This is a genomic window from Sphingomonas sp. Leaf357 (assembly GCF_001423845.1).
Lineage (GTDB): Bacteria > Pseudomonadota > Alphaproteobacteria > Sphingomonadales > Sphingomonadaceae > Sphingomonas.
In genome coordinates, this window is record NZ_LMPM01000002.1 from 50,482 (window position 1) to 63,954 (window position 13,473).

At 66.1% G+C, this 13,473-nt stretch carries 8 protein-coding genes; 2 read left to right on the forward strand and 6 right to left on the reverse strand.

Annotated elements, in window-relative coordinates; translation table 11 throughout:
- Positions 1-191 precede the first annotated feature (191 nt).
- Positions 192-1,349, forward strand: coding sequence for a saccharopine dehydrogenase family protein (locus tag ASG11_RS13240; protein ID WP_055780989.1), 1,158 nt, complete (start codon positions 192-194; stop codon positions 1,347-1,349).
- A 51-nt stretch (positions 1,350-1,400) separates the two neighbouring features.
- Here ASG11_RS13240 and ASG11_RS13245 read toward each other — a convergent pair whose 3' ends face one another.
- The 6 genes from ASG11_RS13245 to ASG11_RS13270 all read right to left on the reverse strand — a co-directional run bounded on the left by ASG11_RS13245 (position 1,401) and on the right by ASG11_RS13270 (position 11,827).
- Positions 1,401-2,231, reverse strand: coding sequence for a DUF5694 domain-containing protein (locus ASG11_RS13245; protein ID WP_055780992.1), 831 nt, complete (start codon positions 2,229-2,231; stop codon positions 1,401-1,403).
- A 70-nt stretch (positions 2,232-2,301) separates the two neighbouring features.
- Complete coding sequence (locus tag ASG11_RS13250; protein ID WP_055780995.1) at positions 2,302-4,611, reverse strand: ribonuclease R family protein; 2,310 nt, start codon at positions 4,609-4,611, stop codon at positions 2,302-2,304.
- A gap of 36 nt (positions 4,612-4,647) precedes the next feature.
- The gene (locus tag ASG11_RS13255) at positions 4,648-5,970 is read right to left on the reverse strand and encodes a spinster family MFS transporter (protein ID WP_055780998.1); all 1,323 of its coding nucleotides are present in this window, start codon (positions 5,968-5,970) and stop codon (positions 4,648-4,650) included.
- A gap of 300 nt (positions 5,971-6,270) precedes the next feature.
- The gene (locus ASG11_RS13260) at positions 6,271-9,132 is read right to left on the reverse strand and encodes a TonB-dependent receptor (RefSeq protein ID WP_055781002.1); all 2,862 of its coding nucleotides are present in this window, start codon (positions 9,130-9,132) and stop codon (positions 6,271-6,273) included.
- Between the two features lie 301 nt (positions 9,133-9,433).
- Positions 9,434-10,501, reverse strand: coding sequence for an acyl-CoA dehydrogenase family protein (locus tag ASG11_RS13265; protein WP_055781005.1), 1,068 nt, complete (start codon positions 10,499-10,501; stop codon positions 9,434-9,436).
- A gap of 108 nt (positions 10,502-10,609) precedes the next feature.
- A complete protein-coding gene (locus ASG11_RS13270) occupies positions 10,610-11,827 on the reverse strand; it encodes an acyl-CoA dehydrogenase family protein (protein ID WP_055781008.1) in 1,218 nt (405 codons plus the stop codon).
- 403 nt (positions 11,828-12,230) lie between these two features.
- Between ASG11_RS13270 and ASG11_RS13275 the strand changes: the two genes are divergently transcribed.
- Positions 12,231-13,448 carry an MFS transporter gene (locus ASG11_RS13275; RefSeq protein ID WP_055781011.1) on the forward strand — a complete coding sequence of 406 codons (1,218 nt, stop codon included), beginning with the start codon at positions 12,231-12,233 and terminating at the stop codon, positions 13,446-13,448.
- Positions 13,449-13,473 lie beyond the last annotated feature (25 nt).

Genomic DNA, 13,473 nt, shown 5'->3' on the forward strand with positions numbered 1-13,473 from the left:
GCACGAAGACACGAAGACGCAAAAAGGAGATCTGCGGTTAGCCCTCTTTTTTCTCTCTCCTCTTCGTGTCTTCGTGTCTTCGTGTCTTCGTGCGAGTCCCCCTTCTTCTTCGAAAGCCTGCGGCGGCAGACACCGATCCCGCTTTCGCAGGACAAACGGAGGGCGTAGGATCGCCCGACAGGAGAGAGACCATGGCAAAAGACTTCGACATCATCGTCTACGGCGCCACCGGCTTCACCGGCCGCCTCGTCGCCGAATATCTCCTCGCCCGGAATGCCCCGCGCTGGGCGATGGCCGGTCGCTCGCTGACCAAGTTGCAGGAGGTGCGCGACGAGATCGGCGCGCCGGCCGACACGCCGCTGATCGTCGCCAACAGCGACGACCCCGCCTCCCTGAAGACGATGTGCGAGCGCACCGCCGTCGTCCTCACCACCGTCGGCCCCTACCAGCTGTACGGCAACGATCTCGTTGCCGCCTGCGCCGAAACCGGCACCGCCTATGTCGATCTGTGCGGCGAGCCGGCCTGGATGCGGCACATGATCGACGCGCACCACGAGACCGCCAGGCGCACCGGCGCGCGGATCGTGTTCAGCTGCGGCTTCGATTCCATCCCGTTCGACCTCGGCGTGCTGACGCTGCAGGAGGCGGCCAAAGCCAAGTTCGGCCACCCCGCCCCGCGCGTGAAGGGCCGCGTGCGCAAGATGCGGGGCACCTTTTCCGGCGGCACCGCGGCCAGCCTGAAGGCGACGCTCGCCGCCGCCGCGCGCGAACCGAGCATCCTCGGCCTGCTGATCAACCCGTTCGCGCTCACCCCCGGCTTCGACGGGCCGAGCCAGCCCAAGGGCATGCTGCCCGAATATGATAGCACGATCGGGGCCTGGGTCGCGCCGTTCATCATGGCACCGATCAACACCAAGAACGTCCACCGCACCAACTTCCTGCTCGGGCAGGCGTACGGCAGCGACTTCGTCTATGACGAGATGATGGTCGCCCCCGGTCTCGGCGACATGGGCAAGGCCGCCGCCGAAGCGATCGCCCGGATCAATCCGATGGCGAGCGACAAAGGCCCGAAGCCCGGCGAAGGCCCCTCGAAGGAGGAACGCGACAACGGCTTCTACGACCTGCTGTTCATCGGCGAGATGCCCGGCGGCGAGCGCATCGACGCCGTCGTGACCGGCGACCGCGACCCGGGCTATGGCTCGACCAGCAAGATGATCGCCGAGGCGGCTTTGTGTCTGGTCAACGACGTAGAGGGCGACGGCGGCATCTGGACCCCCGGGGCGCTGATGGGCGTGCCGTTGCGCAAACGCCTGATCGAGCATGCCGGGCTGACGTTCACCGCCGCCTGAAAAACTTGAGCCCCTCCCCTTCAGGGAAGGGGCTTAGAAAAGGCCGCCCCTTCACCGCACCGCGGCGGCCGCGCGCTTCAGATACGGTTTCACATCCACCGATACATAACCCGGCACCGTCGCCGCGAAGTGTCGCAGCCAATATCCGTGCCCAGCGCCATACACCACGAGCACGCGATCCCCCGGCGTGGCGACGTTCATCAGCTTGGCGAAGATCTTGGCATTGCGCAGATACCACATCGCGTTGAGGTCCGCGCCCGGCTGCCTGTCGCCGTCGCCGAACGCCAGCATGCCATAGGACACCTGCTGCCCCGCCATCGGCGACGCCTCGTCGTTATAGGGGACGAGCAATTGCGGGATCGTCTGCGTGGCCATGCGCGCTTCGGCCGCCTTGGCCGCCGTCTTCAGCGGCGCAAACACCGCATCCAGCTTCGCCTCTTCGCCCTTGTCCTTGGCATAGGCCTGCACCTTGTCGAACGGGAAATAGTCCGGCTCGTCGCCCTGCGGCTGCTCGTCGATCCCCTGCACGGATTTCAGACCGGCGCGGGCGGCGATGCGAAAGCCCAGCTGCACGGTCTCGTCCGGGTCCTTGCCCAGCACCGCCGGCGTGAAGGCGGCATATTCCTTGACGTCGTAGGCCGGGCCGGGCCGCTGCCGCTCGACCATCACCCGCGTCGGCTTGAACGTCGCGATCGCCTCGGCCAGCGCCGCCAGTTCGCGCTGCCGTTTCGGCGTCCTGACATCGTCGGCCTTCACATTGACGACGTCGCGACCGGGATTGTCGAAATGATAGCTGCCGAGCACCATCACCTGCACCGGCGCGGGCGGCGTGGCCCCTGCCGTTGCCGCCGCCGCCGCTGCGGCCATCACCATCCCGATCATCCGACCCTCCTTTGTGTGCTATCTACATAATACACTCGGAAACGAGGCTGTCGAGATGTTATCGCGACATTCAGCGCTTCTTGCCCTGATGCCGGATATTCGCCGGCCGCCCGCGCCGCTTGATGACCCGCGCCGGGGTCACGCCGCGCTCGCGGTCCGGCCGGTCCGCTTTCCCGTCGACCATCTCGAAGCGCAGCCCGCCCGACACCGGGTTCGCCTCCGCCAGCCGCAATTGCAGCCGCTGCCCGCTGGCGAAGGTCGTGCCCGAATGCTCGCCGACCAAGGTCCGCGCCTTCTCGTCGAAGCGGAAATATTCCCCGCCGATATCGCGCACCGGCATCAACCCGTCGCCGCCGATCCCCTCGACCGTCGCGAAGAAGCCGAAATTGGTCACGCCGGTGATCCGCGCGTCCACCACGTCGCCGACCCGTTCGGCCAGGAACGCGGCGACATAGCGGTCGATCGTATCGCGCTCGGCCTCCATCGCGCGGCGTTCCAGCGCGGAGATGCCCTCGCCGATCCGCTCCATCCCCGCCGCCTCGCCGTCGGTCAGCCCGCCCGGCCCGAGCTTGAAGGCGCTGACGAGCGAACGATGCACGATCAGATCGGCATAGCGGCGAATGGGTGACGTGAAATGCCCATAGCTGCCCAACGCCAGCCCGAAATGCCCGAGATTGGCCGGGGCATAATAGGCCTGGGTCTGGGTCCGCAGCACCTGTTCCATGATCTGCTGCCGGAAATCCGCCTCCCCTACGCGGTCGAGAATGTGATTGAAGGTGCGCGGCTGGACCACCTGCCCGAGCGCGAATTCCACGCCGAACGTCTTCAGATAATCCTTCAGCGCGACCAGTTTCTCGCGGCTCGGCGGTTCGTGCACGCGGTACATGACCGGTGCCTTGCGGCTTTCCAGCGCCTTGGCCGCCGCGACGTTCGCCGCGATCATGTAATCCTCGATCAGCCGCATCGAATCCAGCCGCTCGCGTGGCGCGACCGACATGATCCGCCCCTTCTCGTCCAGCACCACGCGGCGCTCGGGCAAGTCCAGATCGAGCGGCCCGCGCTTCTCCCGCGCTTTGTACAGCGCACGCCAGCAGGCCCAGAGGGGCTGGAGCATCGGCAGCAAATCCCCCTCCCGCTTGCGGGAGGGGTTAGGGGAGGGCATGTCCGCAAGAGCCGTCTCTTCAGACTGGCCCTCCCCCAGCCCCTCCCGCGAAGCGGGAGGGGAGCCAGAAGCGTCGATCGCCGCCTGCGCATCCTCATACGCGATATTCGCCGCCAGCCGCACCACCGCCCGCGTGAACCGCCAGCTCTTCACCTCGCCGTTCTTGCCCACGCGCAGGTGACACGCCAGGGCCGCGCGATCGACGCCCTCCTTCAGCGAGCACACGTCCGCCGACAGGATCTCTGGCAACATCGGTACGACCCGATCCGGGAAATACACCGAATTGCCCCGCCGCCGCGCCTCGCGATCCAGATCGGAGCCGGGCCGCACATAGAAGCTCACATCGGCGATCGCGACGATCGCCTTCCATCCGCCCTCGTTCGCGGGGTCGTCATCCTCCGCCGCCCAGACCGCGTCGTCGTGATCGCGCGCATCCGCCGGATCGATCGCCACGATCGGCACGTCGCGCAGGTCCTCGCGGTCGTCGCCCAGCGGCAGCGCCGCCATCCGCGTCGCCTCGGCCAGCGTCTCGGGCGAGAACACCGTGGGTATGCCCAATTTGTGGATCGCGATCAGCGAAAAGCTGCGCGGCGCGAACGGATCGCCCAGCACTTCCGTCACGCGCACGGTGATGCGCGGCGGCCGCCCACCTTTCTCCGCCAGCACCAGATCGCCCGCCTCGGCCCCGCCGGCATCGGCCACCAGATATTCGCTACGGTCGCGCTTCTCGACGCCGGTCAGCCACAATTTGCCGCCCTCCTGCCGCAGCACGCCGAGCACCAGTTCCTCGCCCTTGGCCAGCGCCTTCATCGGATGCGCGATCCAGCCCGCGCCCGCTTCCTCGGTGCGTGCCAGGATCCGGTCGCCGATCCCCAGCGCGCCGCGCCGGCCCTTCTCGCGCACGCGCAGTTTCGGCGGCGGCGTCTCGGCGTGCCAATTCTCCGGCACCGCCCACACGTTGCCGCCGTCATCGACATCGGCGATGCGCAGCACCGTCACGCGTGGCACCCCGCCCATCTTGTGGAACGCCCGCGCACCCGCGCTGTCGATCAGCCCCTCGTCGGCCATGTCCTTCAGCAGCGCCTTGAGCCCGATCTTCTCCTGCGCGGTCAGCCCGAACGCCTTGGCGATCTCGCGCTTGCCCGCCGGCGTGGCCGAGGTGGAGATGAAATCGATGATCTGGTCGCGCGATGGAAGGCCGGTGGATTTCTTGGACATAGGCGTCAGCCTAGAGCGTCACGCTCCCCCCGTCATCTACTTCGGCGTCACCAGTTCCTGCCGCCGCTTCAGGATCACGCCAGCGCGCCAGTAATGGAAGATCGCCCAGGGCGTCGCCGCCACCGCGACGACCAGCGCCCAGCGCAGCGATTCCGCCTTGCCCACATACGGCACCAGCGCGTCGCTGAGCAGCCCGATCGACGTCGGCCCCAGCCCAAGCCCGACCAGGTTGATCACCAGCAACGTGATCGCCGCCCACATCGCCCGCATCCGCAAGGGGGCCAGACCCTGCAGCATCGCGAAGGTCGGCCCGAGATACGAATTGGCGAACAGCATGTTGCAGGCATAGACCGCGATCGCCACCGCCGGGATATGGGTGGTGAAGAAGATCAGGGTGAACGGCAGGGCCGCGCATTTCAGCAGCCCGACCATCCAGCTTTGCGCGTGGATGCCCCAGCGTTTCGCCGCCCAGTCCGCCACGCGCCCGCCGCCGACGCCCGATACCGTGCCCAGCACCGCCGCGATCGGCGCGACGATCAACGCCACTTGGCCGACCGAAAAGCCCAGCGAGCGCTGCAGATAGCTCGGCCCCCAATAGGTCGTCGCATAGCCGATCAGCGAGGTCAGCGTGACCGCCAGCACCAGGTGCCGCGCTGCCGCGTCGCGCCACATATCGGAAAAGGCGGACCAGATGCCGGGCAGTTCCCCCGATCCTGCGGCACTATCCACCGCGCGCGCCGCGTCGGACAATCCCCGTCGCGGCTCGATCACGAACATCCGCACGACCAGCGCGAGCACGATCCCGGGAATGCCGATCGCGATGATCGCCACGCGCCAGCCGTAATGGCTGGCCAGCGCCCCCCCCAGCATCGTGCCGAACCCGCCGCCCAGCACGACGCCGAGCGAATAGATCGCCATCGCGCTCGCCCGTTTCTCGACCGGATAGAGATCGGCGATGATCGAATGCGATGGCGGGCTCGATCCGGCCTCGCCCACCCCGACGCCGATCCGCGCGAGCAGCAATTGCACGAAATTCTGGGCCAGCCCGCACAGCGCCGTCATCAGGCTCCATAGCGCCAGCGACACCGCGATGATGTTGCGCCGGTTCGAGCGATCGGCGAAGCGCGCCACCGGAATGCCCAGCCCGGCATAGAAGACCGCGAAGGCCAGCCCGCCCAGCATCCCCATCTGCGTGTCGGACAGCTTCAGGTCCGCCTTGATCAGCTCGACCAGGATCGAGAGGATCTGCCGGTCCATATAGCTGAAGAAATACACCATCGTCAGCAAGGCGAGCGTCAGCGTGCGACGCTTCAGCGCCAGCGTATCGGCGATCTCGGGATGGCTCGCGGCGAGGGTCATGATGGCTCCTCTGTCATCTTAGAGAGGAAACAGGCGCGCCCAATCCCATTGCCGTCACCCCGGGCTTGACCCGGGGTCCCGCTTCTTTGCCACCGAGGCCCCCGCTCGAAGAAAGCTGGACCCCGGATCAAGTCCGGGGTGACGGAGCGTTGAAATGCAGGCTGCGCGTCACCACACATGAATCCGGGATCAAAGATCATCGCAGGCCTCAAAAAAAAGCCCCCCGTCCTTCATGTCGGACGAGGGGCTGTCAGTCACTTCATTCCGGCATGTCCGCCGGTAACATTGTGTTGCTGGCGATCAGAACTTGCCCCGCAGCGTGATGCCGTAGGTACGCGGCTCGGCGAGGAACTGCGAGAACAGCTGGCGGCCACCCGGATATTGCGGATCCTGGAAGGCGGCCGTCGCGGCACCTTCCTGGAACGGCGAGTTGAACGCGACCTGGGCATAGTTCTTGTTGAAGATGTTCTGGCCCCAGAACTCGATCGCCCACACCTGATCCTTGCCGCGCAGGCCCACGCGGGCGTTGAACAGCGCGTAGCCGTCCTGCGCCTTTTGCGGGAACAGATCGGAACCGGTATTGTAGTCGCTGGTCAGGCGGCCATCGACGTAGAACAAGGCCGAGAGCCCGCTATCGCCGATCTCCGGCGTGAACGACACCGACGTCGTCGCGACGATCCCGGCGGAGTTCGACAGGCGCTGTCCGGGCAACAGGCGGAGCGCCTGATCGAGCGGAGCGCCGGCCGAGTTGCCGACCAGATTGTTGCGATACTTCGTGTCGGTGAACGTCGCACCCAGCGAGACGCGGAAGTCGCGCGCCGGCACCAGCGACGCTTCCAGCTCGACGCCCTGCGCCCGCACGCCATAGCCCACGCTGCTCGCGGCGCACGCGCCGGTCGTCGCGGCGGCGGCGTTGTAATTGGTCGCCCCGGCGAACTTGCTCTGGTCGCGATCGCCGCCGTTCAGGCTGTCGCTGCACCCGTTGATGTTCTGCACCAGGAAGACCGTGCCGTTGAACGTGTTCAGCTGGAAATTGCTGAAGTTCTGACGGAACGCGGCAATGTTGAGCGAGAACGGACCGGTGGCATATTTCGCCCCCAGTTCGAACGCGTTGACCGTCTCCGGATCGAACTGCAGGTTGTTGACCAGAGCCTGTGCGCCACCAGCCGCAGCGAAGGTCGCCGTCGGCACGCCGTTCACGATCTGGATCGGGTTCTTCAATGCCGAGCGATCGAGATTGAAGCCGCCGGCCTTGTAGCCGCGGGCGAAGCTCGCATAGACGAGCAGGTCGTCCATCGGCTTCCACGACAACACCGCCGTGCCGGTGAACTTGCTTTCGCTACGCTTGGAATTGATCGAGACGCCGTTCAACTCGGCCGTCGAATTGCCCTGGCAGCCCAGACCGATCAAAGCCGCGGCCAAGGCCCGCGCGGTCGCGACCTGGCTGGCGGTGCCCGCCGTCGTCGTCGTCAGATCGTCCGTCAGCGAGGATTCGAGCCGCGTGCAGACCGTGTTGTCGTTGCCGAACGTCGCGTTGAACTTCTTGCGTTCATGCGTGTAGCGGCCACCCAGCGTCAGGCTGACCGTATCGGTGACGTGGATGATATTGTGCGTGAACGCGGCGTAGCTGCGGCTATTCTGCTTGTAGACGTCGTTGGTCGTGCCGAGATCGTTGAGCGAATCCAGCAGGTTGAAACCGGCAACGATGTCCGGGCCGCTGGTTCCGGTGGCACCGGCCAAGGTCGCCGAACCGATCCCGGGCGCGTTGGAGCCGCCGGCGACGCAGCCGGGGCTGGTCGGAGAATAGAGCCCGGCCAGACCGCCACCGGAAATGATGCGGCAGGTGGCGAAGCGGCCATATTGGCTGCCGAAGCGCAGATTGTCGTGCACCGTCAGGTCTTCGTTGGCGAAGAATCCGCCGACCAGCCAGTCGAGCTTGCCGCCGAAGGCCTCGCCCTGCAGGCGAAGTTCCTGGGTGAAGGTCTTGAACTGACGCGACGAATTGCCGTCTGCCTTGCGATACAGGATGTCCGCCGTGCTGTAATCGGTGTCGGAACCCTGGTCGGACTTGTAGTCGCGATACGCGGTGATCGAGGTCAGCTTGGCGCCGCCGAAATCATAATCGATCTGGCCCGAAAAGCCGTAATCCTTGGTGACGCCGCCGAACCCACGCCCGGCGGTCGACGAGATCGTGCGCGAATAGCCCGCCGACTGCAGCCGGTCGAGCGGCTGGCCCAGTGCCGTCAGCACGTTGACGATGTTGTTGCCGTTGGGCAGCCCGGTCGTCAGCGGCGTCGCCGGATCGTTCAGGTTGCCGATATACGGATTGACCGAGCGCGTGACGTACGTCGCCGCGCAGCACTTTTCCTTGCGATGCGTGTAATCCGCGATGAGGCGGATCTTCAGGTCCGACGACGGCTCGAACAGCAACTGGCCGCGCACGAAATAGCGGTTGCGGTTGTTCACGTCGGTGTTGTTGGCCGGATCGTAATAGAAGCCGTCGCGCTTGTTGTAGACCGCATCGACGCGCGCCGCGATCGTCTCGCTCAGCGGCACGTTGACGTTACCGGCCAGGCGGATGTTGTTGTAATTGCCGTAGGTCGCCTCGCCGCCGGCGCTGATGCGGCTGAAGCTCGGCGACTTGCTGATGATGCTGAGCAGACCGGCGGTCGAGTTGCGGCCGCCGAGCGTGCCCTGCGGCCCGCGCAGCACTTCGATCCGGTCGATCTCACCCAGATCGTTCATGCCGATGCCGGCGCGCGAGCGGTACACGCCGTCGATGAACACCGCGACCGAGCTTTCCAGGCCGGGATTGTCGCCGACCGTGCCGATGCCACGAATACGCGGCGAGGCGTTCGCCTCGGAACCGGTCGAGGAGACCAGCAGCGACGGCGCGACCTGGTTCAGCTGGCGGATGTCGTTCGCGCCGGAATTCTGCAGCGTCTCGGCCGAGACGGCGGAAATGGCGACCGGCACGTCGGCCAGCGCCTGGGCACGGCCCTGCGCGGTGACGACGATATTGCCCTGGTCCGAAGTATCGTCGGCCGGCGTTTCGGCCGGTGCGGGCGCGGTCGGCTGGGCCACCTGCGCGAATGCCGGCGTCGCCAATCCCAGAGCCAGGACCGTAAGGGCGCACGCCGACATATACTGCTTCTTGAGCATCACTCTCTCCCATATTGGCCGAAGCGCTAACCGGCTCCGTACCTCATCCTCGAAATGACAGGCAGAGTGCGTTCGCGTCAAGCGGAACTAACGTTGCAAAACGCTACTTACGGAGGCGTGTTGCCTAAAAAGCATAGTCGAGAAACTTCCGAACCGGCCAGAACGTACATTCGAAACGGGTGTTTCGCGGTTTAAAAACCGGGATGACGTAACGTTAACCTCGACGGCATCCGGCCAAACGTCCCCGCCGCCCCTGCGGAGGCAAGGATGACGGAAGGCGACAATTTCGTTCGATCAGCCCTCAATAACCGTTCAACCGGGCGAACCGCTCGCGATGGAACGCCGCATTTCCCCACATCGTCTCAAGCACATAGGCGCGCTTCAGATAGAAGCCGGCATCGTGCTCGTCGGTCATGCCGATGCCGCCATGCAGCTGCACCATCTCGCGGCTGACCAGATGCAGCGCGTCGCTGGCGATCGCCTTGGCCAGGCTCACCGCCTGGTCGGTATCGCTGCGCCCGGCATCGATCGCCTCCAGCGCGCCTTCCACGGCGGAGCGCATCAATTCCAGTTCGGTGAACATCTTCGCCATCCGGTGCTGCAGCGCCTGGAAGGTCGACAGCGCCTGGCCGAACTGCACGCGGGTCTTCAGATAATCGTTGGTCACCGAAAACGCCTGCTCCGCCATGCCGAGCATTTCCGCCGACAGCGCGGCGGTGGCGAGATCGATTACCTTCGCGGTCAAGTCCGGCCCGCCGAGCTTCTCGGCCTTGGCACCATCGAATGTCACCTGCGCGTGGCTGCGGAAATCCGCCATCTTGCGCGTCGAGCGCGTCACGCCGGTATCGCCCGATACGAGATACAGCCCGTCCACCGCCGCGACGACGAACAGCTGCGCGCTGTCGCCCTCGGCGACGAATTCCTTCGTGCCGGTCAGCAGCCCGTCCGAGACGCTCGTCGCGATCTTCGCCGGATCGTGGTTCGGGCCTTCGTCCACGGCCACGGTCGCCACCACCTCGCCCACCGCGATCTTCGGCAGCCATTCCGCCTTCGCCGTATCCGATCCGCCCAAAGCGATCGCCGCCGCCGCCGCTGCGGTCGAGGCCAAGGGCGACGCGGTCAGGTTGCGCCCCAATTGCTCCAGCACCATGCCGAGCGACAGATAGCCGAACGCCGATCCGCCGAATTCCTCCGGCACGACGATCCCGGCCCAGCCCATCTGGCCCATTTCGGCCCAGGCGGCGGTATCGTACCCTTCCGTCGGCGCGGCGTTGCGCACCTTGCGAAATGCGCTCACCGGCGCCTCGTTATCCGCCCATTCCCGCGCCATGTCGCGCAGCATCGTCTGTTCTTCGTTGAGTACGGCCATGTGAAATTCCCCAGCCCAATTTCGTCATCCCAGCGCATGCTGGATTATCGAGGAGGCGCGCGCAGCGCCTGCCCATAAAGATCCCGGCCTTCGCCGGGGTGACGCTATCTATTGATGATCCAGCATCCCCAGGATGCGCTTGGCGATCACGTTGTTCTGGATCTCGCTCGATCCGCCATAGATCGACACCGCCTTGCCCCACAGCCAGGTGCGCGTCTGGTTCAGCTCGTCCTCGCTGAACCCCTCGCCTTCCCAGCCGAGACCGTTCATCCCCATGATCTCGATCGACAGTTCGGCGCGGTCCTGCGTGATCCGCGCGCCGACATTCTTCATGATCGAGGTCGCTGCCGACGGCCCCTGGTTGGAGCGCGATTCCAGCGCCGCGCGGCGCAGCGTCAGCGCGAAGGCGCGGCTGTCCATCTCGTGCCGCACGATCCGCATCCGCAGGTCGCTGTCGTTGACCCGGCCCGCCTCGTCCGTGCCGCGATACTCCCTGGCCAGCGCGCCCATCGGCTTGCCCGCGAACATCCGCGCCGCCGATCCGCCGCCCGACAGGCTGGAGCGTTCGTGCTGCAACAGCCGCTTGCCGATCGTCCAGCCCTCGCCCTCGCGCCCGACCAGATTGCCCTTCGGCACGCTGACATTGGTGAAGAACGTCTCGCAGAACGGCGACGAGCCCGAGATCAGCCGGATCGGCTTCACCTCGACACCGGGCGAGGTCATGTCGATCAGCAGGAAGCTGATGCCCTCATGCTTCCTGGTCTTGTCGGTCCGCACCAGGGCGAAGCATTTGTCCGCCCATTGCCCGCCGCTGGTCCAGGTCTTCTGCCCGTTGACGAGATAGTGATCGCCCTTGTCCTCGGCGAACATCTGCAGGCTGGCCAGATCGGATCCCGCGCCCGGCTCCGAATAGCCCTGGCACCAGCGGATCTCGCCGCGTGCGATCGGCGGGATATGCTCCTGCTTCTGCGCCTCGGTGCCATATTCTAGCAAAGTCGGGCCGAACATCATCACGCCCATGCCGCCGATCGGGTTCCACGCGCCGATCCGCGCCATCTCCTCCTGCAGCACGCGCACCTCGGCCTTGCCCAGGCCACCGCCGCCATATTGCGCCGGCCAGGCCGGCACGCCCCAGCCCTTCTCGCCGACCGCTTTCTTCCACTGCGCCTCGGCCGGGGACAATTCGGTCGGCCCGTCGATCGCGGACATCGCATTGTCCTTGCCCTTCAGCTCGGGCGGGAAATTCGCCGCAAGCCAGTCGCGCGCCTCCTTCCGGAACGCATCGGTGGGGTTGACGGGAGCGTCGAGTTCGGCGGCGGAAGCCATGAATCCTCATCCTTTTATGCGAATCTGAATTTCGGGTATGGCGAAACGATGCCACAGAACGAAGCCCAAGCAAAGGGGCGTCCCTGTTCCCCGGCGAAGGCCGGGGTCCAGTCGCGAAGCTCGCCGTAACGACGCGCAGCACCAGCCAACGTCAATCTGGCAACTGCCTCGACCGACGTCGCCTCAAGGGAGAAGAAGTATCGCTCGCACGAAGACACGAAGACGCGAGGCAGAAAAAGAAGGGATTGCGCAGGAACACAGCACGATATCGTCCCTTTAGCGCCTTTCTCCTTCGCGTCTTCGTGGCTTCGTGCGAGCCCAAACCTTCTTCTTGCTTAGCCGAAGGACAGGGCCGAGAACCCTCCGCCGAAGCCAGCAAGCCCCACCGACATAAGGCCCTGACATGCGATTCGATCACCGCGCCGTTCCCATCGTGCTCGCCGCCGTGCTGATCGACACGATCGGCTTCGGCATCGTCATGCCCGTCTTCCCCGCGCTCATCACCCAGCTTGGCCATGTCGGCCTCGAACAGGCGACGCGCATCGCCGGCTACATGCTGGTGATGTTTGCGGTCACGCAATTCTTCGCCGGGCCGATCCTCGGAAACTTGAGCGACCGGTTCGGCCGCCGCCCGGTCCTGCTCTTCTCGATGCTCGCCTTCGCCGCCGATTACGCATTGATGTCGGTCGCCCCGACGCTCGCCTGGCTGTTCCTCGGCCGCGCCATCGCTGGCGCGGCAGGCGCGGTCTACGGCCCGGCCAGTTCGGTGCTGGCCGACGTCACCCCGCCCGAAAAGCGCAGCGGCGTTTTCGGCCTGATCGGCGCGGCGTTCGGCATCGGCTTCATCGTCGGCCCGGCGATCGGCGGGCTGCTCGCGCAGTTCGGCCACCGCGCGCCGTTCATCGCCGCCGCCGTGCTGGCGTTCGTCAACGCGCTCGTCATACTGGTCGCGATGCCGGAGACGCTGAAGCCGGAGAACCGCCGCCCGTTTCACCTGCGCGACGCGCACGTCATCGGCGCGTTCCGCCCGCTGTTCGCCGCCGGCCTCGCCGCGCCTTTGCTGATCGCATGGTTCATCTGGCAGCTCGCGCACATGATCTACCCCGCGACCTGGTCGTTCTGGGCCGCGATCCGCTTCGGCTGGGATGCCAAGGCGATCGGCTGGAGCCTCGCCTTTGTCGGCCTTGTCATGGCGATCGTGCAGGGGGGCCTGACCGGCAAGTTCATCGCCCGCTACGGCGAGCGCCGCGCGCTGGTCGTCGGCCTCGCGGCGGGCGGCACCGCCTTCCTGGCCTACGCCTTCGTCACCGCCAGCTGGCAGGCCTACGCGCTGTTCCTGGTCAGCGCCCTCTCCGGCTTCGTCTTCCCGGCTATGAACGGCCTGCTCTCGCACCTCGTCGACGCCTCGCATCAGGGCGCGTTGCAGGGCGGGATCGGCAGCATGACCAGCGTGTCCTCGATCATTGCGCCCCTGTTGCTGACCCAGGCGCTGGCGTTCGGCGTCGATCGCGGCTTTCCCGGCGCGGCGTTCCTGCTCGCGGCGATCTTCGCGTTCATCGCGCTCGGCATCATCGTGTGGAAGGTGCTGGACCGCGTACCGCCGCCCGAACCGGTTGCGTGAGCCGAGCCGGCTCCCCACCTCGCGC

Bases quoted from the DNA above. Each gene is read 5' to 3' on its own strand.
- ASG11_RS13240 (WP_055780989.1), top strand. From the start codon at position 192: ATGGCAAAAGACTTCGACATCATCGTCTACGGCGCCACCGGCTTCACC.
- ASG11_RS13245 (WP_055780992.1), bottom strand. From the start codon at position 2,231: ATGATCGGGATGGTGATGGCCGCAGCGGCGGCGGCGGCAACGGCAGGG.
- ASG11_RS13250 (WP_055780995.1), bottom strand. From the start codon at position 4,611: ATGTCCAAGAAATCCACCGGCCTTCCATCGCGCGACCAGATCATCGAT.
- ASG11_RS13255 (WP_055780998.1), bottom strand. From the start codon at position 5,970: ATGACCCTCGCCGCGAGCCATCCCGAGATCGCCGATACGCTGGCGCTG.
- ASG11_RS13260 (WP_055781002.1), bottom strand. From the start codon at position 9,132: ATGCTCAAGAAGCAGTATATGTCGGCGTGCGCCCTTACGGTCCTGGCT.
- ASG11_RS13265 (WP_055781005.1), bottom strand. From the start codon at position 10,501: ATGGCCGTACTCAACGAAGAACAGACGATGCTGCGCGACATGGCGCGG.
- ASG11_RS13270 (WP_055781008.1), bottom strand. From the start codon at position 11,827: ATGGCTTCCGCCGCCGAACTCGACGCTCCCGTCAACCCCACCGATGCG.
- ASG11_RS13275 (WP_055781011.1), top strand. From the start codon at position 12,231: ATGCGATTCGATCACCGCGCCGTTCCCATCGTGCTCGCCGCCGTGCTG.